Genomic DNA, 25,933 nt, shown 5'->3' with positions numbered 1-25,933 from the left:
GGCTTACTTTATTCACAATTATAATTATCAATTGCTACAATGAGTATTTTACTTAAATTATCTGGGTTCCAGTTCTTTGAATCAAGTACTATATCATAGATAGAGTGATCTTCAAGGTCAATACCATATATCTCTTTGTACCTCAAGGATTCAGATAGTTCCCTTTTTTTTGTTTCTGCATAAACAGTATCGTAAGTAGAATGTTCTCTACCTGCAATCCGCTCTACTCTGATATCAAATGGAGCTTTTAACCAGATACTAAATCCACTTTTAGCCATATGCCCAGCCAATCGTCCTTCAAGGATCACGTTTTCTTCTTTTTCTGCTATTTCTCTTTGCCGTTCATCTATCATCAAATCAATTGATGAATCTTTTTCTGCATTATGCCCAAATTCTTCTAGTGTCATATTATGTTCTTTTGCAAGTGACCTGAACACTGACCCTGCGGATATGAGTTGCATACCATAATGCTTAGATAAAATGCTAGAAATGCTAGAAGTTCCACTACCTGGTAAGCCACTAACAGTTATCAACATTCATAAACCACCAATATCAAGTGATTTCCTTATAAGTTGACTTACACCAAGGGACGTAATAAAGTACCAGAATATCCAGTATTGAATTGGACCAATTATACCATCAGCTAGGTTCCTTTCACCTATAAAAGGAAAAACCATTGATATATCTGGGTGTGTTATGATATAGAAATATGCCCATAAAAATAGAGGAAGAGATATTACACTAATGTATAACATAGGTTTTATCTGTTGTTTTGACATCTGTAATTGTTCAGACATCATTTCTGAACGTTGTTGTTCCATTTTTTTCAATTGTTGGCTGTTTTGAGACAATTGAGCTTCCCTGAATTCTTTTTGGAAAGCTTTCATTTTCTCTTGAGTTAGCCTCATCTTCGACCAATCAATAGTATATTTCTGAATAAGTGAAGCATAAAGTGCAGTGATTGCAGCAAGTATTAATAAGGCTATATGGAAATTTTGTTCACCACCAATCGCACCGAGTATTGGATCCATAAAGATCTCAAAAATGCCGCCAAAGGATTCCCTGAAATCTTCACCAAAGAGTAACAGTCCAAACAAAAGTCCTACACCAAGGGCTATTACCAATCTATCTAAAAAGCTCTTATAATCAAAGTTTTTCAAAGACAATCCTCACTTTACACTTTTATTCATTAATCATTCAAAATATTTGTTATTTTGTTGAAGATATCTTCAACCTGACCTTTTCCATCTATTGTAACAAGTATGTTTTGATCGTCATAATATTTGATCAATGGTTGCGTTTGTTTCTTATAGACAGACAATCGTTGTAAGATGACTTCTTCTTTATCATCATCTCTTTGATATAACTTTCCTTCGCATGAATCACAGTTAGCATTTGTTTTAGGAGGATTGAACTCTAAGTGGTAACTTGCACCACAGCTATTGCATATGCGTCTATTGGATAACCTTCTAACAAGTTCCTCATCCTGTACATCTATATTCAACACATAATCTATAGGTTTTGAAATTTTTTCAAGTATGTCTGTTAATGCATCTGCCTGTGGTTTTGTTCTTGGATAACCATCAAGAAGATAACCATGATTTGCATCGGGTTCTGAAAGTCTAACTTTAATTAGACCAATCAAAACATCATCTGGTACTAATTCACCACTATCCATATATTTTTTGGCTTCTAGACCAAGTTCTGTTCCTTTTTGAACATTATCTCTCAAAATATCTCCAGTAGAAATATGGGGTATTGAATATGTTTCAGCAAGTTTTTTTGCCTGGGTGCCTTTACCGGCACCAGGCGGTCCAAACAGTATAAGATTCATACTTTAAATCTCCATTTTAGTTAGCGTTCGCCTCCAAAGAACTGTCTGAGCATTGGATGCATTTCCATCATCTGTTCTGAAGCTATGTCCTCGTACAATCGGTACAATATACTTACTGCAAGTAATAGACCCATTCCACCAGCTTCTCCAATTGTTCCTAATAGACTTGCAATTAGTGTTAAAAGACCTACAAATGCGCCACCGATAACAGTTACTTTAGGAATGTATCTACCCATGACTTTCTCAATACTTCCAATATTCCTCCTGAAACCTGGTATCTGCATACCTGAATTGAATATTTTTTGAGAAGTCTGTTTTGCACCCATACCAGTAGTTTCTACCCAGAATATAGCAAAGATGGCACCACCGACTATCAGGAATGTAGCGTCAATTAAAACATGTAAACCTATTTGCCATGTAGCAGGGGCAGCTACGCCCATTGCTGCATATGATTCAGCTACAAGAGATGGTATCCAATCATATGGGCTATTAATAGGCGATATATAGTACATCAAGCCATTTATTGGTGTTGAACCTTCAAATTCACCTAAGAAAGTTATTCCTCTACTATCTAGTAACATACCAATTATTTGGAAATTAGCTTGAAGTGCTCTTACAAAGATCATTGGAAGAACTGATGCGTAAACAAGTTTTACAGGGAATCTACCTCGGGCACCACGTGTAGCACTATGAGAAAGTGGTATTTCTATACGACTGCTTTCTGCATATACTACGAGCAAGAAGATCATGACTGTAGTAATAAGAGCTAAAATTCCTCCTGAGATCAAAAGGAACATAATTCCATCCATTGAGAATTCTAAAAGGTGCGTATTTTGAATAAGATAAATCCATTTAGGAATAATACCTACTGGAAGACCTATCTGATCCGGAGCCCAATTAATAAAACCAGTTATTATCTGCTGAGAAACCTCTGCAACAATAAAAAGTCCAACTCCAGACCCAATGCCCCATTTAGAGACAATCTCATCCATAAAGAGAATAAGTACTCCACCAATACATGCCTGAATGAAAATTAAGAGTGTTATAGTACCAAGACTCACACCTAAAGCTGCTGCTACACCGGCGTCGGGTAGCAAGAAACCACCCCATATCTGAGGTAATGTTTCTAAAACAATCATAACTAAAACTAAAAACTTCTGCGCACCTTGGAAAAGTGCCTGATCTGCAGGGTCTGAAAGATCAAGTTCAATGACATTCGCACCGACCAGCAGCTGCAATACAATAGATGCAGTAACAATAGGCCCAATACCAAGCAACATCAATGTACCCGAAGCACCCGCAAAGAAAGCACGGTATGATTCAAAAAGGTCAATTGAATCTGCTGATAAACCAAACAAAGGAACGTTTCTAAGCGCAAAATACAATAGCAAAACCGCTAATGTCCACCACAACTTTGTTTTGAAGTGAACATGTCCTTCTGGACCTGTTACAGAAGGTAATTTATTAAAAAGTGGTCCCAAAGTCTCCCTAAAACTCATTAATTATTCCTCTAAAATCATAAATTGTTATTTAAATATGTCTGGCAGAGACAGTGTGAATAAGAAAGTAATGATAAATTAACATTACTGTTCTAATTCAATACATTTGCCACCGGCAACTTCTATTTTTTCTCGTGCTATCCTAGAAAACTTTTCAGCTGTTATCACAAGATTTTTATTGACTTGGCCGTCACCAAGAACTTTTTCAATACCAATATCTGAAAGATTTATGTGATATGCACCATCTTCCATTTTTGCTAGGCCATCCTCCAGAAGTTCATCTGAGAGTTCATCTATCTCGCCAACATTGACTATTGAAACATAGTTCAATTGACTCTGTGGTCTTTTGAAACCAGACTTGCCAAATATATTTCCTCTTTGCATAGCTCTTACATTATGATGTTTGCAGCCACCAGATTTTCCTCTACCACCACGATTACCTGCACCACGCCTATTCTTGCTGGTACCTCCACCACATGTCCTTGAGCCTCTATACTTTTTTGTTTTACACTTACTCATGAAAACCCACCTTACCTCATTTTATTAAGAAGGAGACTAATCTCTTCATCATGATTTCCTAAGACACCACCCATTTGTTTAGACCTTTTAATTCCAGCATGGCCTTTACGAGGAGGATGAAGTCTAATAACTGGTTTTAGTTTGGGTACATCTTTAAAAGTAGCTCTACCTTCATACACTGCTTGTGCAAAATCTTCAATAGACTTAAAATCTGTATTTTCAGCAATATATTCATCTGTAAGTTTATGACCACCTTCAAGTTTACCACGGTTCTTTAACATTTGGGCTAAAGTAGTTCCGTCAATTTTGCCGTACGCAACATAGTCTTTCACTTTCTGAATCATACCTTTGTTATGTGCATTTTCCTGAAGAACCACACAATGGTTAATACGATGTAGACGAAGCATCTTAAGCGTATCTTCGATTGAATCACGTACGTTTACTTGACCACGCATTCTAACAACAGCATACATCTTTACTGCGCCTCCACTTCATTATAACCTAAAGGAGTTCTGATAGTATTTGTTTTCTTTAGGGCCATGTATGTTGCTTTTGCAAAGTTCAATGTAGTACGGGTAGTACCTTCAGTCCTAGTCCATACATCTTTGATACCTGCTTTTTCAAGTACTTTCTTAGCAGTACTACCAGCTGCAAGTCCCAAACCACGTGGAGCTGGTTTTAATTCTACTATAACACTGCCTGCTTTCCCTCTAACTTCTGAAGGAACCGTGTGGGGTAATCCACAGCCACATTCCCATGAGCCACAGCCTCTTTTTATTCTAATTATATTCAGTTTCGCATTATCAATAGCTTTTCTAATAGCTGGTCCGACTTGAGCATCTTTTGCCTGTCCAAGTCCTACAAAACCATCACCATTACCAACTATGACAGTTGCTCTGAACTTAACTCTTCTACCAGAGTCAGTCATCCTTTGTACCATGTTAATGTCAAGTACTTCGTCTTCAAGCTCTGGCATCAGAGTATCGATTATTTTAGGTTCACGTATTGGAAGCCCACTGTCAATCGCTTCATCCATTGAAGTGATCTGACCCTCTTGAACGAGTTGTCCAAGCATTGTCTTTGGGATCCATTCTTCTGTATATTCATAAGCCATAATAAATCACCTTAGCTAAACTCAGAAACTATTTTTTCTTTAGCTGCTTCAACTTGATCAGATAAATCAGAGCCTTGAATATGTTCTCCTCTGATACGTTCATCTGATGGGAATATTTCAGAGCTATGAGGTATATCAAAACCTGAATCTACTATTCCTTTAAGTGATGCATATACCCTTGAACCCTTAGATGAGGCCTGTAGACCAATATCTAAGATTCCATCAGTATATCCTTCTTCTTGTGCCTTGTATCCAAACAGTAATCCTGTCAAGTATGCTGCTGGTGTATTACCAGTAGATCCTTCATAACCATATTTCTTAAGTTGTGTAGAAGTAGCTGTGCAAAGTGTTGTATCTCCATTGGAATGTGCTTTTACAAGCTGTATTTGCATGTGTTTACTACTTTTTCGAGCAACTACTCTGTTTTGTTTGGATAGTATTAATTTTAACCGCTGATGATAGTTAGTTCGTCCTTCTCGTCGCCTTCTGAATGCAACTTTGTATCTTGGACCTGTTGCCATTTTTAAATCCTCCGAATCTTCTAATAATTATTTATCTGTATTAATTTTCTCTTCTAATAGCATCCTGTGACTCGAGATGGGATTCAAGGTGAGCTACATTACGGTATTCTCCACCTTTTGCTTTCCTATACATCTTGCAATAAGTGGGCCTATCAATAGTTCCTTCATCACGCAGTTCTTTCAGTCGTCTTCTAAGTGAACGTATCTTTTTCATCCACTGTTCTTTTCTAGAGTTGCGTGCTCCTTTTTTACCTTTTCTTGAACCATGGCCTTTCTGATGACCATACTTACGTTTAGCGTCCCTTATTCGTGCACGTCCTCTGCTGACACCTCTAACCTTCTCAGCCTTGATACTACCGTTATCAATTAAACCCCTAATATCTTCACGTGTGATAGCAACTGCAATTTCTTCTGAAGCTTCTGGATCAATCCAAACTCTGTGGTAGCCACAATTAAGAATTTGTGCTGCCATACGTTTTTGGTTGGTTAAATCAGTCATTCTTCGTCACCTCCACGAGCATTATGGTTAAGCACTTTGATACCCAGTTCTTCTGCTTTTTCTATTATGATTGCTCTTTTTCTTCCACCAACTGATTTAGCTATTCTGATAGCTTGAGTTGTAGGATCGATATCTTCTACCTCTTTTGGAGTATGAACTAAAATATCTTGGTACCCAGATGGGTGAAGGCCTTTTACTTGACATGGGCTGCCATAACCTGGTTGGGCAAGAGAACCTTTTGCTTTTACATGTCTTCTAAGTTTGCTCTGTAGTCCACGAGGTCGTCTCCAATTTGAATCTAGACGTTTGAATTTGTGAGAAGCAGATCTTTTAAATTGAGGTTTTTTACCTTTCTGAGTTCTTCTAACTTTAAAGAGGCGTTTGGATTCATTATCCATATTCAGTTCTTTGTTATTTGCCATTTAAATCACCTACACTCTCTTCTCTGTAAGATATATTCCATCCTGGAATACCCGAGGATCGAATCGTTTTATTCTAGTCAATTGCTCGATATTCGCTGCTGTTTGACCAACTTCCTCAATATTAGGACCGTTGATAGTTAGCTCATCTCCAGTAGTTTTAACTTTCGTACTGCCAACGATTGTTGCACTACGTGGTTTCTTTTCACCCAAGAAATTATTCACGACAAGTTTATCTTTTTCAACTTTTATCTGCATAGGGAAGTGAGAGTAAACTACTTTCATCTTATATTCAAAACCTTCAGTAACACCTTTTATCATGTTACGCATATGCGAAGCAATCGTACCAATCATTGCTTTCTGGGTTTTTTTCTTGGATACAGCATCGATTAATATCTCTGAATCTGATAACTCAATACTAATTCCAGGGTACCAGAAATGTCGTTCAATTGAGCCATTTTCACCAGTGACTTTCAGGACATTATCCACGAATGTAACTGTGACTTCATCAGGGATATCGACTGTTTTACTAATATCTAAACTCATAAATGTCATCTCTCCTCAATCATCAGTATACGTATGCCAGCAGTAAACCACCAACATTATTCTCACGTGCTTGGACCTGAGAAAGTAAACCATCTGAAGTTGTGAGAATTAAAGTACCAAAATTCCTTGCAGGTAAGTACTGTTTTTCCCATTTTTCAAAATCTTCAGAGGATACTGAATAGCGTGGTTTAATGGCTCCACATTTATTAATTCTTCCAATAAGCTTTACTTCATAAATTCCTGCTTTACCATCCTCAATAAATTCAAATTCACCAATATATCCATTATCTTTCATTACATTAAGGACATTACCAATAAGTTTTGAAGCTGGCCGAATAGTGCAGGACTGTTTACCAATATCTTCTGCATTCTTTATAGTTGATAATGCATTTGCAAGAGGATCTAATAATACCATAATAACTCACCTCATGTATATTTTTCAAAGCCCATCTCATGGGCCATCTCTCGGAAACAATGTCTACACATACAAATTCCATACTTTCTGACAAGACCTTGTTTTCTACCACATCTTTTACATTGGAGTATGGATTTTTTTGTTTCTTTTTTAGCTTGTTCCATTGCCATCATTCTACCTCCACGCCATAATTCTCTTTAAAGAAAGATATCGAGTCTTCTTTAGTAAGCCTATGTGAGCGTGGCACTTTGCGTTTACATATTGCTCTTCGACCAATCCTATAACCTGGTCGTTTTAGGACAACAATAACATCCATCCCAAATATGCCAATATTCGGATCGTACCTCATACCTGGATAATCAGTATGTTCCTCTACTCCAAAAGCTACATTGCCATTTTCATCGAATTGAGAAGAATCTAGTTTTTTTTCGATTATCTCAAGAGATGTGGTCAAAAACTTTTCTGCATTATCCCCTCTAAGTGTAACTTTACAACCAGTTGGTTCTTTTTTCTTAATTCCAAAAGCTGGAAGAGTTCTTTTTGCTTGTGTCTCAACTACTTTTTGTCCAGTAATTTCTTCAAGAATACCTTCACCATCAACTAGATGCTGACCACTTTCACCAACACCCATGTGAACTACCACTTTATCTATCTGTGGAATTAACATCGGGTTACTCAAGGGTCTCACCACCTAATTCGATCTCTGGTTCTGTTTCTCCTACAACCACTATATAGTTCTCAATGGTCTCAAAATCGTATTCACTTGAGACTAAAACCGTATTATTCTTTGAGCTTCTTACCTTATGGATGTCTTTTATAGATCCAATTTCTCCTGAATGAGCACCACCAACGACCATTGCCAAATTACCTTCCTTATACTCTAGGTGTTTAACAATCTCTTTATCTGGAATTGATATTATCACTGAATCATTTGGTTTGAAGTCGTTTGTAGCAATGATATTTGTACCATCACTCAGGTTGAGTTGAACCTTTCCGTTCTTTATAATAGTTTTACCATTAATTTTGCAAAGCTTGGTATTGGTTACTTTATCTAGTTTATTTAATACCAATCTTCCTTTCTTATCAAGTAATACAATATAAGATACATCCTTTAAGGGAATTGATACAATATCAAACAATCCTACAGGGAAACGTGTATCTTTTCTTGCTATACCGTCAACTAATACCTTTTCATCTGACAAGACCTTTTTGGCTTCTGAAATATTACCAACAAAGCCTAACATATCTCGTAAAACAATACCTAATGGAACGCTTTGTGCTTTATGATGTGGTCCTGGTCTTGTTGATAATGCCCATTTGTTAGCTTTTTTAGGTATTTGCCAGCTGTTTGGTACTGATATTCTTTTTTGATGTTTGCCCACTAAAATCACCTTTATTCATTGCTTAGTCTGGCTTTTCTCTTTTCATCCTTCAAATCCAGCTTTGTTATAATTACATTTGAAGGGTATATCGGTCGCGCTACCTCGGTACCATCTGCCTTTATAGAGATTGCACCTTCTACTGCTATTGTTCCTTTCTTCAAAGAAACCTCTTCAACTTCTCCCTTTATTCCTACAAAATCTCCACGCATGATGCTAACAAAATCTCCTACTGCAACACGAACATTCTTTCGACCATATCTTTCACGAAGTTCTTTGGAAAGTGGAGCTCTTAAGTATTTGTGTCGTACATGAAGAGGTGCATTGAACCGTCCTTTTCTTTGTTTTCTTGGTTGTTTGGATACCATTTTAATCACACCTCACACTATAATTGATGCTGTAGTGCCTATTTTAGGATATCTTTCAGCCACTTCTCTTGCAATCGGTCCTTTTACATCAGTTCCTTTAGGAACACCAGAATCATCTGTGATAACAACCGCATTGTCCTCGAAAGATATTCTTAGTCCATCTGGTCTTCTGAATTCTTTTTTCTGACGTACTACAACTGCATGCAATATTTGTCGCCTCATTTCAGGAGTTCCTTTCTTCACAGAAACCACACACATATCTCCAATTCCTGCTTTTGGCTGTCTGTTCTTTACACCTCGATATTTTTTTACAGAAATGATTTCAACAGTACGCGCGCCGGTGTTATCAACACAAGCTATATTCGCACCTGCATTCAATGCTCGTGGAATTCGCGATCGCATTCCTTTCATCTCTGTTCCTCCGCCTTAATCACTACAAATGATTTGGTTTTGCTGAGTGGTTTACACTCGGCTATTGTTACCATGTCACCAACTTGTGCATCTATGCAAGGTGGGTTGTGTGCATGGATCTTTGATTGTCTCTTTTCATATCTCTGGTATTTTTTTACCAGTTTTTCATGACTTTTCTGGATTACGACTGATTTTGCCATCTTATCACTGATGACTTTACCTGAAAGAACTTGACCTCTGACCTTAAGTGACCCATGAAAGGGACAATTAGCGTCGTCACATTCTTCTTGAGGAGCCGGAATATCCAGACCAATATCTCGTACCATGGATAATTACCTCATGCGTATTTTCATAATATTCTTGATTCTATTTTCGGGTTGTGAGTGTAAAAGATTGCCTTCAACTTGTACTTTTTTTGGAATGGAGTTGTAATGGATTTGAAAAACAAACTTAGTGCCTTTCTTTTGAATTCTTTTTTCACCTTTATCTGTTTCAATAACCACTGTGTTTTGAGTTTCATCCACAACTCTTCCATCTATTCCTATATTGTACTTGTTACTGGAATCTTGTATTTGTACATTAAGACCTATTATTTCATGAAAAATTAGATTTGAAGGTGAAATCTTCACTTCAATTCTCCTTTAATTCATTCCTAATCGTCTTAATCCTTGCGATAGTCCTCTTTAATTCGCCTATTCTTCCGGGATTTTCAGGTGCCCCACCAGCTGATGCGAGAGCATATTCTCGAATTAGCTCAGATTCCATTTTTTCAAGTTCATCTGTTCTTTCTTCTGGGGACATGTTCCTGATTTCTTGTCTTCGAAGGATTGCCATCGTTAGTCCTCCCTATGGATACGGGCCATTGGATGCCAATATTTATGGCCTTCGTGTTTATGTTGCCAAGTTCCATCTGAATATCTGCGTTCTTCTTCTGGAAGTTTTTCATCTTGAGGTTCTTCTTCTGGACCGGATTCTTCTGAAGTTTCTTCAGTATTATCTTCCTCTAAACTTTCAACTGGCTCTTCTGGATCGACCGTCTCTTCTTTTACGGTTACAGCCTCTTCTTCAGATACTGTTTCACCAGGAACTTCTTCTTCAACCATCTCTTCGATCCCAGGTGCCTTTTCAGCTACTGGTTCTTGTTTTTGTTCAGGTTCAACAGGCACATCTATTAGATTATAGTCATCTGGAAGAACCGCACCTGGAGGAATTATCCTTACCACGCATCCAATAGTACCAAGTTTCTTGACGGCTGTTGCAGAGCCTTCATTGACTATATCATCCACAGGCTTACCTGCATGTTTAATATAACCATCAACAATTTTTTCAACTCGTGACCTTGAACCCGTAAGTTTTCCAGAAATTACAATTTCACATCCTAATGCGCCTGCACTCATGATAGCACGTATTGCATTATGACCAGCTTTTCTAAAATACCAACCTCTTTCTATAGATGAGGCTAACCTTGATGCCATTATTTGAGCATTTAGTGCTGGATTTTTTACTTCTTGGGCATCAATTTGTGGATTGTCTAGGTTATATAGTCTATCAACATCTCGTGTCAAACGCCTAATAACCTTACCTGCTTTCCCAATAACCATACCAGGTTTTTCAGCATAGATTGTTATTTGTGTACCCATGGGAGTTCTATTAAGATCCATTCCACCATAGCCTGCTCTACTCAATTGTTTTGCAAAGTATTCGTTCATTGAGGCTTTTACATAGCCATCTTGTACGAACTTTTTCTCGATTGCCATATTAGAGCACCTCTTTTAATATCATCTCTACATATACAGTCTCTGTGTTTTTAGGAGTAGCTCTCCCACGAGCCCTTGGCCTCATACCACGTATAACTCGCCCACGTTTTGCAGCTACATGTGCAATGTACATGTTTTCTGAGTCAAGTCCTTTATATTCTGCATTACTTTCAGCATTCTTTAAAATCTTAAGGAATTCATGTGCCACTTTTACAGGATATCTTCCAGCTGCCATTGAACCTTTTTTATGTCCTAGACTATCGCAGTGTCGTTTAAAAGGAACCGCTTGTTTAAGAGCGGTTACGTCCTCTAAATATTTTCGAGCAGCTTTTGTACGTTTTCCTTTTATTGCTTTTGCGAGTTCCCTCGATTTTTTTGGAGATATATGAAGTTCTGAACCCATCGCTCTTGAAGTAGAGTCTTCCTCAAGTTCTACAGTATATTTTATCCTTGCCATGTTTATCACCTTATTTCAGTGGCACAAATTTACTGGAACGTGTAGCACCAACACCAGCACTTCCATGCTTAACTCTATTCCTTGTTAGCGAGAATTCACCAAATCTATGTCCTACCATCTCGGGAGCTATCTCTACCCTAACAAATTCTTTGCCGTTATGAACTTCAATAGTCTTACCTACCATTTCAGGTAGAACTACCATATCTCTTTGATGTGTCCTAATATTATCTTTACCGTCTCTTATTTGTTTTAATATCTTTTTTTGACCTTCTGAGAAACCTCGGTTCAAGCTTCTTCTTTCTCTAGAAGGTAAAAGTTCTGTGAATTCTTCAAGGCTTAGTTTCTGAAGCTCGGCTATTGTCTTGCCTCTATAAGTGAATTCACCTTTCCTTTTTGGTAATCTTGATGTTGCTTTTCTTGCCATAATTACACCTCAGTTTTAACGTTTTCCGGTTCTCCTTGCAGCTATTTGACCCACTTTTCTACCAGGTGGTGCATTCCTTCCTATAGTTGTAGGCTTACCCGGATGTTTACGGTTACCTCCACCAAATGGATGATCTACGGCATTCATAGCAACTCCTGATACTCGTGGATATTTAGTGGCTCTTGTTTTTAGTTTATGATATTTCTTGCCTGCTTTGAGGAATGGTTTATCCACACGTCCTCCTCCAGCAACAATCCCTATAGTTGCTCTACATTTCGGATTTAGCCACTTAAGCTCACCTGATGGCATTTGTATTACAACTCTACCACGTTCATGTGCTATTAAAGTAGCTGAAACTCCTGAGGATCTAGCAAATTTGCCACCATCTCCAGGATTTGATTCTATGTTACAAACTGGTGCACCCTCGGGTATTTCTGATAAGTTGAGAACGTTACCTGGTTTTATGTCGGCACTTATTCCACACGCAATTTTTTCTCCAACTGAGATTCCTTCAGGGGCTAAGATAAAGCGCTCTTCACCATTATCAAACAGTACTCTTGCAACTGGAGCTGATCTTGATGAATCATGTTTTAATGATGTAACTTTTCCATAGATTGTATCATTTTGATCGGTTTTTGGATGTTTGATACTTCCTTTAGCCTTGTGAGATGGAGCTCTATAATTTGGAGAACCTCTACCTCTATTCTGTGATATAATTCTTTTACCCATACAATCTCACCTCACATTAAACCAAGTCTTGTAGCTATTTCATGTGCTGCATCAGGTTCTTCAAATGTTACTACAGCTTTTTTCTTGCCTTTCATAGTAGTCATTGTACATACAGACTTTACTTCGAACCCATACATATCTGCTACATCGGATCTTATCTGATGTTTATTTGCTCTCGTATCAACAATGAATTGAAGTTTATTGTCATCTAGATGAGCCATCGATTTTTCTGTAATGAATGGAAATTTTATTGCTCCCATTTTAAATACCCCTTTCTAAATTGGATATTGCAGATTCAGTCCAAACCGTTAGTCTTCCAGCATGTGTACCTGGCGCTAGTTGTTCTATATTAAGTGAATTCACTGGTACAACATCAACTCCTGGAAGGTTCCTTGCCGATTTCAATAATGGAACTTGGGAACCTGTTACAATCAAAATACTCTTTTTCTGGCGATACTTCCTACCTCGACCTTTGCCTTTACCTGCACGGATTTTTCGTCCATTCTTTGCACGAATTACGTCTGAATAAAGACCTGAATTGATTAGATATTCTGCAACCTCTTTAGTGGTAGATAGTTCTTCCATCTCATCAGCTGCAACAAATGGAAAAGATGTGTCAAATTTATGACCCCTTTTAGATACCAGCTCATAGTCAATTGTAGCTGCGATTGCAGATCTAAAAGCTAACCTTTTCTCCTTTTTGTTAATCTTTTCAACTACATTTTTTTCTGTTTTTGGAGGATGTGCTCTTCTTCCACCTACGGCTTGTGGTACTCTTGCAGCCCTACTTCCATTAGCAATCCTTGGAATTTGTGCTACACCTCTGCCCGATCCCCACGACTGAGCAGATGTATCCATACCAGATCTTGCTCTTGGACCATATGGCTGATATCTTAGTGATTGGAGTGAAAGAACTGCTTTTTTAATGAGGTCTGGTCGATATATTTCATTGAATACTTCGGGTAATTCAATTTCATCTTTTTCTTTACCTGATAAATCAATAACTTTTGCTTTGGTCATTTGAATTCACCCCTGTCGAGACATATTATTAATGTGAACGATCTGAGGTTCTCCAACACTGTTGCCACGTGGCCTAATTGGATCCCTTAATCTAACTAGTCGTTTCGATGGACCAGGGATGCTTCCCTTTACTAAAATGTAAGAGCTTCTAATTAGTCCATAGTTGATGAAACCACCTGCTGGATTTATTTCATCTAAATCGTCAGACATTTTTAAAATCTTTTTGTTATATTCAGTTCTTTGATGATAGCCCATTTGACCCATTTGCGGAACTCTCCAGCTAACATGTGCAGGTCTCCAAGGCCCAAGTGTCCCTACTTGCCTTACACTTCCAGACCTTGAGTGTTTTTGTTTCCCAAGTTGGATTCCCCACCTTTTGACTGGTCCTTGTGTACCCTGACCTTTAGTGATAGAAGCAACATCAACAAAAGTGCCTGGATTGAATATATCAGTTATTTGAACTTCATTACCCAAGATAGAGCTAGCATACTCGAATTTTGATTTTAAGTCAGATCCGCTTATAGCTGTCTCCATCATGTCAGGTTTCTTTTTTGGAATGCCTGTGATAGTTTTTGGAATGGTATATGTGAGTACTCTAATATCAGTAGCATTTCCATCTTCTATTAGTTTTGATAGTTTGCTTAAAGCTTCCTCTGAGTTGTAGTCTTTAGGCAAAGACAAATTCTTGTTAAGGCTTTCATCAAATTCAGATGCCCATGCTTCAAAAATAGGTTTTTTACCATATGTATCCTCTGCATATGCTCTAATTGCAGCAACACGAATAGCCGGCGTTTCAATTATAGTTGCGGGCACTGATATTTCAGCACCTTCAGTTAAACTGTTCTTGACATTGTCAATCATGATTACATGAGTCATACCCACTTTATAACCAGCAAAATCCTGAAGCTTAGGTTCACCAGTAGACTCAGGCCATGAGTTGAATTTGGCTATGTGGCTTTTCGCTCTTTTGCGTGGACTGTATGCGAGAGAGCCTCGCCGTGGTCTGTGTCCTTGTGCCATAATTTATCCTCCTGATCATACAATTAATTTAGTTTTTTTTGATTTCAGTTATTATTTTTTTTAGTTACTGATTTAACTTGGACAAGTAGGAGAACAAGTCAAACCACAAACATGTCAGAAACTCTCAATTATTATAGTTGATGAGTTCGAATAAAGTAAGATCCCTTTTGCATTATTCCCTAACTGCTTGAGCTAGTTCTGTTGCTGCTAGGATTTACTTCTGTTCACAGCTTAAACATTATACAGTGGTCGTCTCGAAAAGATTTACACATCGAGTTGTCCTCTAAAATTATCAGAGATGGGCATTCCAAGAATTGGCCCACAACTTGATGTTAAATCCAACACATATTCACACTACTATATTGTCCTACTAGATGTCTGCAACTTGCAAACCTAGATATATTATCTATTTATGGAAAGTAAATAAAAGAACACATATATAAATACTGTGCATGAAATGATGAAATATGCAAAAATAGATTTTATTTTAAATATTTACAGAACACAATTGTATTAGATAATGAGTATGATATAAAAGATATTATATCAGTGACTTTCCATTATTTTATTGCCAAGCATGAATGCTTTTTTATTCACATCAAGTGTTTTGGGTGGAACTATTGACTTAACGCTTTCAAACAAGACCTTCTCATCAAATGGGAGATATCTAGAAAGTGCACCAACCATCACCACATTCATTGCTTGCTGGTTCCCTGCTTCTACTGCTAGTTTTGTCGCATTAAAGGCTATTACTTCATGATCCTTTTCAAGTATATTTAATATATCTGATATAGCTGGGTATGAAGATTTTCCTGACAGTACACTTACTGGATAAACAGGCTCTGTGTTAATAATAATTTTACTTCCAGGTGCTAGGTATTTTAAATACCGTACGGATTCCGATGGTTCAAGTGCTATCATAAAATCTGCACCATTAATAGAAATTAGTGAACCATAATCACAACCAATCCTTACATGATTAACTACAGAACCACCTCTTTGAGCCATCCCATGTGTCTCAGCTGCACGAACATGATATCCCGAGATCACAGCAGTCTTACCGATAATGTCCGAGGCTAGTATAGTCCCTTGTCCGCCAACACCTGATATAATCAAATCAAATTTTGATACTTTATTACTCATTTTGAAACCTCCACAATCGCATCAAATTTACACATCTGGACACATGATCCGCAGCCAGTGCACATAGAGTTAATCTTAGCATACTTGTTTTCTTCATCAAATTCTATTGCAGGACATCCTAGTCGGATACATGCCTTGCAACCATTACACTTGTCTATAAAAATATGGAATGGTAGGTTCTTAACGCCCATCCTTCTTGATAAAATAACACAAGGCTGTTTTGCTATAATCACTGAAGTACCTTCATAGTCCCTGGCTTTCTTAAAAGCTTCTATTGTTGAAGGAATATCAAATGGGTCTACAGTTTCAACAAATTCTGCCCCAAGACTTTTGCAAAGGCCTTCAAAACAAACTTCAATTGTTTTTTCTCCGGTAGCTAATTGTCCCATACCAGGATTTGGTTGATGACCTGTCATAGCAGTAGTTCTGTTATCAAGAATTGTTATGGTTATGTTAGATTTATTGTAAGTAGCGTTGAGCAATCCATTAATTCCAGTATGAAGAAAAGTTGAATCACCTATTGAACAACATATAGGCCTTTTTTCTCCTGCATTAAATATACCTGAAGCAACTGTTATACTTCCACCCATGCATAGAGTTGTATCAACAGTGCCACTTTGAACTCCTAATGTATAGCAACCAATGTCACTTGGGTAAATAGCGTCAGATCCAAAAGCTTTTCTCATCGCATAGTATGTTGCTCTATGAGAACACCCTGGACACATTACAGGGGGTCTCTCAGGAATTGATAAAGAATTTATTTTATCAGCATAATCATAATAGTTATTTTTATCTGGAACATTAAATGCATTCGAAATGGCAATTTTGCATATATTTACATTAAGTTCTCCATCCCTTGGTATAAGCTTAGGATCTTTACCATATATTTTAATAGCCTTATTCAAATCATTTGAGATTGCTCGCACTTTATCTTCAACAAAAGGTTCTAATTCTTCTATAATCAAAACTTCATCTACTTTATCCAGCATTTTGCTAATCAAATCATCTGGTAAAGGATATGTGCCTATCTTAAGGTATGATGCCTCAACATCAAGATCAATCATGGCTTCCTCAGCATAGACTGAAGCAATACCTGCAGCTATTATACCAATAGTAGAACTCTCAGATAAGTCTAGTTTGTTCCATCTTGAATTTTGAAGTTCGTTCTTGATATCTTCCTGAACATCTATTAATTGAGGATGTCTTACACAAGCATTTTTTGGTATCATTACCCATCTATCAACGTCTTTTGTAAAAAAGGGCGTTTTTGTGTTGATATCAATATCATTTAAAGTGATATCAGACTTGCCGTGAGATATACGAGTTGTTGATCTAAAAATTACAGGTAACTGAAATTTCTCTGAAAATGAAAAAGCTTCAGACACCATATCTTTTGCTTCTTGTGGTGTTGCAGGATCAAAACACGGAAGCATTGAGAATTCTGAATAGCGACGTGTATCTTGTTCATTTTGTGATGAATGGCAACCTGGATCATCTGCGACTATAATAACCATACCACCTTCAACACCCATGTAAGCCAAGGTCATAAGTGGATCTGCAGCTACGTTTAGACCAACGTGTTTCATTGTAACAACTGACCTAGTACCCGCCATTGCTGCCCCAGCAGCAACTTCTAAAGCAACTTTTTCGTTAACTGACCATTCAACATAAAAATCTCTTTCTTTCATAGAAGCCAGTGTGCCTATTATCTCAGAAGAAGGAGTACCAGGGTATCCAGAAATTACTTTCCCACCACCTTCTATGATACCTCTTGCAATTGCAGCATTACCAAGCATATATTCACGGTCTTTCATTTTAATCTCCTATTAAAGTATGATTGTAAAATTCTTGCACAACTAAAGCACCATCTAATATATAAATTTAGCATTAACTACATGATTATTCAGTATAAATCACTGGTTTTAAGATTATTGAATTTAATAAAATGGACACATATACAAAAAGTCAGCCCATTATAAGCATAAGAATATAATTCAGAGTACCTCAGAACTCATAGGGTTCATCATTATTTCAGTTAAAAATTTTTCATCATTGGCACACTGAATTAAAGGTCTATATTGGCTATTTCTTTCATTATAAAACTTGCCGCTTGTGCTGGGTCTTGCGCACCATATATACTTCTACCAACAATTATCCAATCAGCACCTGCCCTGATAGCATCTGAAGCCTTACCTCCTTGAGAACCAACACCAGGCGATATTATCTTTAGATTAGAACCAATTATTTTTCGTATCCTTTTTAATGATTCAGGTCTAGTAGCAGGAGCTACAACTCCAGTAGCATTCTGTTCAAGTGCTGTTTTTGCTAGTTCATCGGATATATCTTGGAAAAAGTCAATTGCACCCGGATGACTCATTTCCACGACAACATAAATCTCTTTATTAAATTTCTCGGCTACTTCAATACACGACTTCAAGCTATCTCTTCCAGGAAATGCGTGAACTATTACTGCATCTGCACCTGCATTAAAAACATGTTCACATATTATTTTGCTGGTATTTGGTATATCAGCAACCTTGAAGTCTGCAATCACTTCACAATAATCAGCTATTTTGGAAATGATATCAATACCACTACCAAGTATTAATGGATATCCTACTTTTATGGCATCTACATACATATATGTTTTCTTGACTATGTCAAATGCTTCTTCTTGATCAACTACATCTAATGAAAGAATCAATCTTGTTCTTTTTTCCATGTATCTCAACTCCTCAAACGACATTTCGATGCAGCGATAATCAGAGGTAGAGTTATTGTGGCGTCTGAGTAAACAGTTACTGCTTTGGCCGAATCACCTACTTTCCCCCAAGAAACAGCTTCATCAAGTGAAGCGCCACTGAGTCCTCCTGTCTCTGGAGTGTCCATTGTTAATTGAATAGCATAATCAAATTCTTTCGGTGTAATTAGCATCGATTGAAAAATATAGTTCTTTGGAACGCCTCCGCCTACTAAGAATGCACCTGCTTTCTCTGCAGAGTAACAAATATCAAAAAATTCATTCATATCCCCAAAAACATCAATATTTAGTGGATTTAGTTGCTTATACAGCCATGCTTGTAGTCCAATAACACTATCCTGAATAGCAGGGCAGTAGATTGGCACATCATTATCAGCAGCTGATTTGAGAATAGAGTTTTTATCGTCTAGATTTTCACCTATAAATGTAAGAAGTTCACGTATAGACTTTCTTTCATCCCCAAATTCATTAAAAATAGATTGAAGCTTTTCTTCAAGATCAACAAAATGATTTTCAGGGAGATATACATCATATATACGATTTATTTCATCATCTTTAAGAGATATGTCATTGACTATAGATGATCCTTTGTAATGATGGAGATTTAGTGCTTCTATCAGGTCATGAACCATGTTTGCACCGGTAGTCACAAGAACATCGATATTCTTTTCCATTATCATATCAGAAATTATGTGGCGCATACCAGCAGGAACCATTGCACCAGCAAGTCCAAAAAATTTAGTTGTATTTTCAGTTATCATTTCACAGTAAATATCAACAGCTTCGCTGACCCTTCCTGCACCAAATGCACAACCTTTCATTTGTTCTACAAGTGAGTTTACATCCATATCAGCAGATATCCTAATAGGGTCAATAGGAACATTTAGTTTATCATCATCCTCTCTAATGTGCATTTATTGAATACCTCTCAATAGTTATCATAGACCTAATGAATATAACTTACTTTAAGCTTTATCTTTAATTCAAATAAAGGCTCTTAAAACTAAATCACTGATAAGTCATAGCTGAACAAATCAATTATACCGTGGCACTTGCATGAAGTAGCTATAAACAAATTACCTTGATAAATAAAAGTTTGATCTAACAAAAGAGTGTTGACAAAATAATTCAATATCTCAATTAAGTTCGTTTTTGTTTCTAACCCACTAATACCTCCAAGTCCAGCTCCAATCTGATAACTTTCAAAAACCCATCCTAAATAATGTTTTTGAAGGTTTTTCACGTGCTCAATTGAGTCTCCATCTTTCTCTCTATCAAAATATGGACAGTAGTTAGAATGACCAGTACATTCATCAGGACATATTTCATTTTCTTTTGTGTATGATAAGATTATCATTCCCTTTTCCTTATTATAAGAGTATATCAAATTCTCTGGTAAGCACGCTATAATATCATTAAAATAATCTAGGTGTTCACCGAATTTGGTTGTGGACAAATTATGCAGTGGAGTGTTAGTACTATTAGATTTAACTTGAAACGCAGAGGATGCAAAATCAAGCACTATCTTGGATGCAATATGTACAGGAACTGCAGGAACAATATATTCAGGGAATCCATGAGATAAAATAAAAGGAATTATACTCAAGTCAGATGCAAAAAAATAATTTCTTTTTTTGTCTCCATATTCATCGCAATGGTATGTTTTTTGTTGGAGTACTTGAGATAATTCTGTTTCTGTTTGAATTAAATGAGCTGATCTAGATGAACTTGCATTTGGATCAATATCAATGGTGATTACAAAAGGATACCTTTCTGGGTCAGTCTCTTCAATGAACCTAGTACCAACTTTCCCTCCACCAATTACAAGAACATACCCTTCAATCACAGGTATTTGTTCTATGAACGATATTTCTTTGTTTATAGGTGCAATCAGTTTGTCATAGCAAGACATAATAAATGCTCTTAATGTCAGTTAGCTAATACTTATATATTCCAACCATTATTTGTTTTATTCCATATCAACTCTTCCAATAAATAACCTGTCAACAAATTCTATCAATAATTAAATTCAAGCAAACAGTTAACATAACTAATTAATATGAAAATCCGAGTCATTCCTATTATTAACAAACCGGCATTGATAATTGAGAATAAGATTAAAATTCTAGCTATTGCTGATATACACTTAGGAATAGAGTGGGACTTGTACAAAAGTGGTTTTTCTATACCTACCTTAACAACAAGACATTTGGATAAAGTCCAAGCTTTAATTCATGAACATAATCCAGATAGGCTTGTTTTTGTTGGTGATATCAAGCATAATGTACCATCAATATCATGGCAAGAACGAAATGAAGTACCTTTATTTCTAAACACTATAGCTGATAAAATACCTCTAGACATATTCCCTGGAAATCATGATGGAGGAATTGAGTTATTGTATGGGAATAAGAATATAGCATTACATTCATCAAAAGGTGGATGTATTGATGGTATTGGCTATTTTCATGGTCATACATGGCCTAACCCTGAAATTTTAGAAGCACCCTATGTAATTACAGCTCACAACCATCCTACAATCCGATTTAGAGATAAATTGGGATATACATACTCTGATTATGTTTGGGTTCGGTCTAAATTTGATATAAAAACAATCTCAACCTCGAAGAACAACTTTTTTTCTAATCTGGATACCAATATAGATATGCTAGCTAAGTCAGAAGTTATAATAATGCCACCTTTTAATGATATATGTGGTGGGATCTCAATAAATGAAATTGATGAAAATAATCTAATAGGACCTGCCTTCACTTCAGGTTTAGTGGATTTTTATAATGCTGAAATATATTTATTAGATGGAACAAGGTTAGGTAAAGTAAAAGATATTAAAAAAGTAAGTCGATTCAAAAAATAATAAATTGAGTACAATGGCAATTAAGAACAATCAATTTAATCAGCTTTTACCTGAAATACAGGCAGCATTAAAAAAACAAGGGTTTATGGAACCTACCGAGCCGCAAGCAAAATCCATCCCTTTAATTCTCCAAGGTAAGAATACGCTCCTGATAGCTCCTACTGGTTCTGGTAAAACCGAAAGTGCGATATTGCCTATTTTTCATGATATTTTAGTCAAGAAAAAGAAAAAAATGGAAAATGAAGGACACCATAACTTGAATGGAATAACTGCATTATACATAACTCCACTTAAAGCACTAAACAGAGATATGTTATCTAGAATTGAATGGTGGAGTGAAGAGTTGAACATAACTGTAGCTGTCCGTCATGGAGATACATCAAAATATGAACGACAGAAACAAACACGCAAACCTCCAGACCTTCTAATAACAACCCCTGAAACATTGCAAGCGATGTTCACAGGGTCAAAATTAAGAATTAATCTAAAAGAAGTTGATCATGTAATTGTTGATGAAATACATGAACTCGCAGGATCTAAAAGAGGTAGTCAACTATCTATAGCACTTGAGAGGCTCGTGGAAATATCCGGGGAATTTAAAAGAATAGGACTATCCGCGACTGTAGGAAATCCTGAAGATATTGCTAAATTCCTAGCTGGAACATATAGAGAAGCAATAGTAATAGAAGTTGATATGCTCAAAAAATTAGAATTTAGCATAATGACTCCTATAAAAAATAATACCGATATAAGTTTAGGTAAGAAAATAGGATATGACCCTGAATTTGTATCACACCTTAGAATAATATCTAAAATAGTTAACAGAAGCAATTCAACATTGATATTTGTTAATACTAGACAAAGTGCAGAAGCTCTTGCCTCAGGATTTAGAGCACTAGAAGAACCTATTGGCGTTCATCATGGCTCACTCTCATTTGATGCAAGGTTAGCAGCTGAAGAAGACTTTAAATCTGGTAGATTGAAAGGGCTCATATGTACTTCTTCTATGGAACTAGGGATTGATATTGGTAGAGTAGATCATGTAGTACAATATGGATCACCTCGTCAGATAGCAAGATTATTACAAAGGGTGGGAAGAGCTGGTCACAAAATACATGAGATATCTGTAGGAACCATTATTGCTCTTGATTTTGATGACGTCGTGGAAAGTATGGCAATTGTCAAATCGGCTTTAAATGGTAACATAGAAAATGTAAATTACCATGTGGGTTCTTTTGATGTCTTAGCAAACCAGATTGCTGGGATGGTCATTGACTTTGGTGAAGTTAGTATAGATAAAATTTATTCAGTTGTAAATCGATCATTTCCTTTTAGAAATTTAGAAAAGGAACAACTAGAAGCTATAGTTGATCAAGTTTCCGAATATAGACTTGTTTGGCATGAGAAGAACTTGAACAAAATTGGAAGAAGAAGAAATAGTCGTATCTATTATTATGATAACCTTTCAATGATTCCCGATGAAAAAAGATATGAGGTCTTTGATATTGTTACTGGTAAAACAGTAGGTACATTAGACGAAGCTTTCGTAATAAATTTTGCATATAACGGTGCAGTTTTCATTACCCGGGGTGAAATGTGGAGGATTATTGAGTTACAGACAGATAAAGGAAGAATTAAGGTAGAGCCTGTTAAGGGTACTGGAGAAATACCAAGTTGGGTAGGCGAAGAAATACCAGTACCTTTTGAGATTGCACAAGAAGTTGGCCGCCTAAGAGAAAAAATAGCCAAACAAATCATGACAAAGGATGACCCCGAGGCCATTATAAATAAAATAGCATTTAAGTATCCTGTAGATTACAATGGAGCTACTCTATTAGTTGATGTTATTAATGAGCAGGTCATGAAAAAACATGTGATCCCAGACAATAATACAATCACAATAGAATCTTCTAATCTTAGTGAAATTACTATAAACACATGTTTTGGCCACAATACTAACCAAACACTTGCCAGAGTTATAACATCACTTCTCTCAGCACGTTTTGGAAGTTCAATAGCTCAAGAAATTGACCCTTATCGTATTAAATTGACATTTCAGCATAATATATCAAGCAATCAACTAAAAGAGCTTTTGCTAGAGTTAAAACCACATCATCTAAAACCACTTATTGAAATTACCTTGAAAAATACCACTCTAATAAAATGGAAAATGGTACATATAGCTCGAAAATTTGGAGCTTTAAGTAAAGAAATAGATTACAACAAAATAAGTATGAAAAAACTTATGGAAATCTATAAAGATACCCCAATGTACGATGAAGTGGTTAATGAAATTTTCCATGATATTTTAGATATACAAAATACTCAACATGTTTTATCTAAAATTAGCAATGGTGAGATTGCAATAGTAACTGGTAATATGTCACCTATTTCTAAGATAGGTTTCTCCATGAAAAAGGAATTAATAGCACCTGAAAATGCTGATCACTCAATTCTTATGGCTTTAAAAGAACGAATTATGAATGACAAAGTTATATTATTTTGTGTAAATTGTAAAAAGTGGATATCTCGTAGAAAAGTCAAAGATGTAGAAGAAAAACCAATTTGCCCAATATGCGAATCACGTTCAATAGCTGCTTTAAAACCATGGGAAGATGAAGAAATAAAACTTGTAAAACAAGTTGGTCAAACAAACTCTGCAGAAAATATTAAACGTATACGAAGAGTTCATCGAAATGCAAATATAGTTCTTGCCCAAGGAAAAAAAGCAGTTATAGCACTTGCAAGCAGGGGCATAGGCCCTGATACTGCATCTAGAGTAATTGAGAAGATGCGAATTGATGAAGACCTGTTCTATAAAGATATACTTCTAGCGGAAAGAAATTACGCTAAAACAAAACAGTTCTGGGACTAAGTCTTAGCTAATAATTTATCTTGATACATAGATAAAGGTTACTTCAATAATGTCACCAGTTACTTTTAAATATGAGATACAATTTATGATGTTTTAATAAAGCTTGAGGATAAGAAAATGGCAGATAATGCTGACAAAGTTCCTGAAAATGTATCTGGTGATTATTACGTAGATGAAGAATGTACAGGATGTGAGCTCTGTTTAGATAGAGCACCAACTAACTTTAAAATGAATGATAAAAAAACAAAAGCTTTTGTTTTCAAGCAGCCAGATACGGAAGAAGAAGTTCAAAGTTGTGAGCAAGCAATTGAGGATTGTCCTGTAGATGCTATTGGTAACGATGGTTAATCAGAACCTTAGGTAATTACAAGATAAATCAAATAGCATTTTAAAAAAAGACTATTTACTTGATAAAGTAAATAACATTATTTCTTTTTTTTATGTATTGGACACTGATTAGTATTTATTAGATATTCATCTATATAGTATCCAGTTTCATGATAATGTCTAAAATGATCTAGCCAGGTAGCTGCCTCTTTATTTTTATTAATAAAGTCAGCAAATTTAGTGAGAGTGTCAAGAGTATCAGAAGTTAATACGTGTTCAATTTTACAAGCGTCTTCATCAGCCATTTTTTCTTGAACACCCAATATTTCAAGAAAATCTTTGATTACGCCATGTTTTTTCTGAGTACTTTTAGCAATTTCAGTCCCACTGTCAGTTAGAGTTACTCCACCATACTTCTCATAGTTGATATATCCAGCATCATCCATCCGCTGAAACATCTCCGTTACACTTGAAGGACTTACATCTAACTGTTTAGATACATCTTTTACCCTTACATAGCCTTTTTGTTCTATAAGTTCGTGAACTACTTTCAAATAGTCCTCTTCTCTTTCAGTTACCATATGAATCAATTTTGGGTTCTCTAATTATTTTAGGATATTTTTTTCAGATTATATAAGGTTTATGTTAAGCTATGAATTAGATAAAAATGTCCCTTTCAATAACAAATCAAAGTATGAATCAGAACGTTTACCTAAGTCAGGCAGATTTTGATTTAATTATTTTATAATAAGCATCTTTAGCGTTTAGAATTTCCAGTAATGTAATATGTCTCAGATTTTGAATCCCAGTAAATAATTATTTATAAGAAATATTTCTCTTATTAAAGATTTAATATGTACTTTAATTATCTAAATAGTTTAATATCAAATTTAATTTTTATTTTAACATTTTTAAATGCTTATTTATTTGTTAATTGCTTTATTTTATAGTATATTGTCATTTAAATATTTTTTATTGTTCTTTATTTTTTTTTTGTTCTTGTTTTATTTTTTTTTTTTTT

At 36.0% G+C, this 25,933-nt stretch carries 36 protein-coding genes; 3 read left to right on the top strand and 33 right to left on the bottom strand.

Translation table 11 applies throughout. The features are described from left to right. Window positions 1-8 precede the first annotated feature (8 nt). The 32 genes from cmk to J2T59_RS09045 all read right to left on the bottom strand — a co-directional run bounded on the left by cmk (window position 9) and on the right by J2T59_RS09045 (window position 20,747). Window positions 9-536 (bottom strand): (d)CMP kinase, encoded by a 528-nt coding sequence (gene cmk, locus J2T59_RS09200; protein ID WP_259135642.1) that lies wholly within the window; start codon window positions 534-536, stop codon window positions 9-11. Continuing rightward, the gene (locus J2T59_RS09195; RefSeq protein WP_259135641.1) at window positions 537-1,160 is read right to left on the bottom strand and encodes a DUF106 domain-containing protein; all 624 of its coding nucleotides are present in this window, start codon (window positions 1,158-1,160) and stop codon (window positions 537-539) included. It abuts the gene before it with no gap. 29 nt (window positions 1,161-1,189) lie between these two features. Next, window positions 1,190-1,834 carry an adenylate kinase gene (locus J2T59_RS09190; protein ID WP_259135640.1) on the bottom strand — a complete coding sequence of 215 codons (645 nt, stop codon included), beginning with the start codon at window positions 1,832-1,834 and terminating at the stop codon, window positions 1,190-1,192. A gap of 20 nt (window positions 1,835-1,854) precedes the next feature. Continuing rightward, entirely contained in the window at window positions 1,855-3,333 is a 1,479-nt protein-coding gene (gene secY / locus J2T59_RS09185) for a preprotein translocase subunit SecY (protein ID WP_259135639.1), read from the bottom strand. An 84-nt stretch (window positions 3,334-3,417) separates the two neighbouring features. Then, window positions 3,418-3,852: an uL15m family ribosomal protein gene (locus J2T59_RS09180; protein WP_259135638.1), complete on the bottom strand. Its 435-nt coding sequence runs from the start codon at window positions 3,850-3,852 to the stop codon at window positions 3,418-3,420. A gap of 11 nt (window positions 3,853-3,863) precedes the next feature. After that, window positions 3,864-4,325, bottom strand: coding sequence for a 50S ribosomal protein L30 (locus J2T59_RS09175; protein WP_259135637.1), 462 nt, complete (start codon window positions 4,323-4,325; stop codon window positions 3,864-3,866). A 2-nt stretch (window positions 4,326-4,327) separates the two neighbouring features. Then, on the bottom strand, window positions 4,328-4,966 hold the full coding sequence (locus tag J2T59_RS09170) for a 30S ribosomal protein S5 (RefSeq protein WP_259135636.1): 639 nt from the start codon (window positions 4,964-4,966) through the stop codon (window positions 4,328-4,330). A gap of 11 nt (window positions 4,967-4,977) precedes the next feature. Then, a complete protein-coding gene (locus J2T59_RS09165; protein WP_259135635.1) occupies window positions 4,978-5,487 on the bottom strand; it encodes a 50S ribosomal protein L18 in 510 nt (169 codons plus the stop codon). Between the two features lie 40 nt (window positions 5,488-5,527). After that, window positions 5,528-5,986, bottom strand: coding sequence for a 50S ribosomal protein L19e (locus J2T59_RS09160; RefSeq protein ID WP_259135634.1), 459 nt, complete (start codon window positions 5,984-5,986; stop codon window positions 5,528-5,530). Next, complete coding sequence (locus tag J2T59_RS09155; protein WP_259135633.1) at window positions 5,983-6,408, bottom strand: 50S ribosomal protein L32e; 426 nt, start codon at window positions 6,406-6,408, stop codon at window positions 5,983-5,985. Before J2T59_RS09155 ends, J2T59_RS09160 begins: the two co-directional genes overlap by 4 nt. A gap of 9 nt (window positions 6,409-6,417) precedes the next feature. Then, window positions 6,418-6,951 carry a 50S ribosomal protein L6 gene (locus tag J2T59_RS09150; RefSeq protein WP_259135632.1) on the bottom strand — a complete coding sequence of 178 codons (534 nt, stop codon included), beginning with the start codon at window positions 6,949-6,951 and terminating at the stop codon, window positions 6,418-6,420. Window positions 6,952-6,973: 22 nt separating this feature from the next. Then, window positions 6,974-7,366 carry a 30S ribosomal protein S8 gene (locus tag J2T59_RS09145; RefSeq protein WP_259135631.1) on the bottom strand — a complete coding sequence of 131 codons (393 nt, stop codon included), beginning with the start codon at window positions 7,364-7,366 and terminating at the stop codon, window positions 6,974-6,976. A gap of 11 nt (window positions 7,367-7,377) precedes the next feature. Further along, window positions 7,378-7,539 carry a 30S ribosomal protein S14 gene (locus tag J2T59_RS09140; RefSeq protein ID WP_374761089.1) on the bottom strand — a complete coding sequence of 54 codons (162 nt, stop codon included), beginning with the start codon at window positions 7,537-7,539 and terminating at the stop codon, window positions 7,378-7,380. Beyond that, window positions 7,536-8,045 carry a 50S ribosomal protein L5 gene (locus tag J2T59_RS09135; RefSeq protein WP_374761088.1) on the bottom strand — a complete coding sequence of 170 codons (510 nt, stop codon included), beginning with the start codon at window positions 8,043-8,045 and terminating at the stop codon, window positions 7,536-7,538. The genes J2T59_RS09140 and J2T59_RS09135 overlap by 4 nt, the downstream gene beginning before the upstream one ends. Then, entirely contained in the window at window positions 8,038-8,748 is a 711-nt protein-coding gene (locus J2T59_RS09130; protein WP_259135630.1) for a 30S ribosomal protein S4e, read from the bottom strand. Before J2T59_RS09130 ends, J2T59_RS09135 begins: the two co-directional genes overlap by 8 nt. 11 nt (window positions 8,749-8,759) lie before the next feature. After that, entirely contained in the window at window positions 8,760-9,113 is a 354-nt protein-coding gene (gene rplX, locus J2T59_RS09125) for a 50S ribosomal protein L24 (protein ID WP_259135629.1), read from the bottom strand. 12 nt (window positions 9,114-9,125) lie between these two features. Continuing rightward, window positions 9,126-9,524, bottom strand: a complete 399-nt coding sequence (locus J2T59_RS09120; protein ID WP_259135628.1) for a 50S ribosomal protein L14 — start codon at window positions 9,522-9,524, stop codon at window positions 9,126-9,128. Next, a complete protein-coding gene (locus tag J2T59_RS09115) occupies window positions 9,521-9,850 on the bottom strand; it encodes a 30S ribosomal protein S17 (protein ID WP_259135627.1) in 330 nt (109 codons plus the stop codon). Before J2T59_RS09115 ends, J2T59_RS09120 begins: the two co-directional genes overlap by 4 nt. A gap of 6 nt (window positions 9,851-9,856) precedes the next feature. Then, window positions 9,857-10,153, bottom strand: a complete 297-nt coding sequence (rnp1, locus tag J2T59_RS09110; RefSeq protein ID WP_259135626.1) for a ribonuclease P protein component 1 — start codon at window positions 10,151-10,153, stop codon at window positions 9,857-9,859. A 1-nt stretch (window position 10,154) separates the two neighbouring features. Next, window positions 10,155-10,358, bottom strand: a complete 204-nt coding sequence (gene rpmC, locus J2T59_RS09105) for a 50S ribosomal protein L29 (RefSeq protein ID WP_259135625.1) — start codon at window positions 10,356-10,358, stop codon at window positions 10,155-10,157. 2 nt (window positions 10,359-10,360) lie between these two features. Continuing rightward, entirely contained in the window at window positions 10,361-11,281 is a 921-nt protein-coding gene (locus J2T59_RS09100) for a 30S ribosomal protein S3 (RefSeq protein ID WP_259135624.1), read from the bottom strand. A 1-nt stretch (window position 11,282) separates the two neighbouring features. Beyond that, window positions 11,283-11,738, bottom strand: coding sequence for a 50S ribosomal protein L22 (locus tag J2T59_RS09095; protein ID WP_259135623.1), 456 nt, complete (start codon window positions 11,736-11,738; stop codon window positions 11,283-11,285). A gap of 10 nt (window positions 11,739-11,748) precedes the next feature. Next, window positions 11,749-12,162: a 30S ribosomal protein S19 gene (locus J2T59_RS09090; RefSeq protein WP_259135622.1), complete on the bottom strand. Its 414-nt coding sequence runs from the start codon at window positions 12,160-12,162 to the stop codon at window positions 11,749-11,751. Window positions 12,163-12,177: 15 nt separating this feature from the next. Then, a complete protein-coding gene (locus J2T59_RS09085; RefSeq protein ID WP_259135621.1) occupies window positions 12,178-12,891 on the bottom strand; it encodes a 50S ribosomal protein L2 in 714 nt (237 codons plus the stop codon). Window positions 12,892-12,902: 11 nt separating this feature from the next. Next, entirely contained in the window at window positions 12,903-13,151 is a 249-nt protein-coding gene (locus J2T59_RS09080) for a 50S ribosomal protein L23 (protein ID WP_259135620.1), read from the bottom strand. Window position 13,152: 1 nt separating this feature from the next. Then, window positions 13,153-13,911, bottom strand: coding sequence for a 50S ribosomal protein L4 (gene rpl4p, locus J2T59_RS09075; protein WP_259135619.1), 759 nt, complete (start codon window positions 13,909-13,911; stop codon window positions 13,153-13,155). A 6-nt stretch (window positions 13,912-13,917) separates the two neighbouring features. After that, window positions 13,918-14,931, bottom strand: a complete 1,014-nt coding sequence (gene rpl3p / locus J2T59_RS09070) for a 50S ribosomal protein L3 (protein WP_259135618.1) — start codon at window positions 14,929-14,931, stop codon at window positions 13,918-13,920. 546 nt (window positions 14,932-15,477) lie between these two features. Next, window positions 15,478-16,074, bottom strand: coding sequence for an indolepyruvate oxidoreductase subunit beta (locus J2T59_RS09065; protein WP_259135617.1), 597 nt, complete (start codon window positions 16,072-16,074; stop codon window positions 15,478-15,480). Next, a complete protein-coding gene (gene iorA, locus J2T59_RS09060; protein WP_259135616.1) occupies window positions 16,071-17,888 on the bottom strand; it encodes an indolepyruvate ferredoxin oxidoreductase subunit alpha in 1,818 nt (605 codons plus the stop codon). The genes J2T59_RS09065 and iorA overlap by 4 nt, the downstream gene beginning before the upstream one ends. A gap of 251 nt (window positions 17,889-18,139) precedes the next feature. After that, complete coding sequence (gene pyrF, locus J2T59_RS09055) at window positions 18,140-18,796, bottom strand: orotidine-5'-phosphate decarboxylase (RefSeq protein WP_259135615.1); 657 nt, start codon at window positions 18,794-18,796, stop codon at window positions 18,140-18,142. A 5-nt stretch (window positions 18,797-18,801) separates the two neighbouring features. Beyond that, entirely contained in the window at window positions 18,802-19,749 is a 948-nt protein-coding gene (locus tag J2T59_RS09050; protein ID WP_259135614.1) for a deoxyhypusine synthase, read from the bottom strand. An 89-nt stretch (window positions 19,750-19,838) separates the two neighbouring features. After that, window positions 19,839-20,747: a hypothetical protein gene (locus tag J2T59_RS09045; protein ID WP_259135613.1), complete on the bottom strand. Its 909-nt coding sequence runs from the start codon at window positions 20,745-20,747 to the stop codon at window positions 19,839-19,841. A gap of 147 nt (window positions 20,748-20,894) precedes the next feature. On the opposite strand from J2T59_RS09045, the gene J2T59_RS09040 reads away from it, so the two are divergent. The 3 genes from J2T59_RS09040 to J2T59_RS09030 all read left to right on the top strand — a co-directional run bounded on the left by J2T59_RS09040 (window position 20,895) and on the right by J2T59_RS09030 (window position 24,933). After that, on the top strand, window positions 20,895-21,710 hold the full coding sequence (locus J2T59_RS09040; RefSeq protein WP_259135612.1) for a metallophosphoesterase: 816 nt from the start codon (window positions 20,895-20,897) through the stop codon (window positions 21,708-21,710). A gap of 13 nt (window positions 21,711-21,723) precedes the next feature. Then, window positions 21,724-24,585 (top strand): DEAD/DEAH box helicase, encoded by a 2,862-nt coding sequence (locus J2T59_RS09035; protein WP_259135611.1) that lies wholly within the window; start codon window positions 21,724-21,726, stop codon window positions 24,583-24,585. A 117-nt stretch (window positions 24,586-24,702) separates the two neighbouring features. Beyond that, window positions 24,703-24,933 (top strand): ferredoxin, encoded by a 231-nt coding sequence (locus tag J2T59_RS09030; protein WP_259135610.1) that lies wholly within the window; start codon window positions 24,703-24,705, stop codon window positions 24,931-24,933. Between the two features lie 77 nt (window positions 24,934-25,010). Here the strand turns inward: J2T59_RS09030 and J2T59_RS09025 are convergent, their stop codons facing one another. Further along, window positions 25,011-25,493 carry a metal-dependent transcriptional regulator gene (locus J2T59_RS09025; protein ID WP_259135609.1) on the bottom strand — a complete coding sequence of 161 codons (483 nt, stop codon included), beginning with the start codon at window positions 25,491-25,493 and terminating at the stop codon, window positions 25,011-25,013. Window positions 25,494-25,933 lie beyond the last annotated feature (440 nt).

The organism is Methanosalsum natronophilum (genome assembly GCF_024808815.1).
In the GTDB taxonomy this organism is placed as follows: domain Archaea; phylum Halobacteriota; class Methanosarcinia; order Methanosarcinales; family Methanosarcinaceae; genus Methanosalsum; species Methanosalsum natronophilum.
This window is presented reverse-complemented; position numbering and strand designations above follow the sequence as displayed.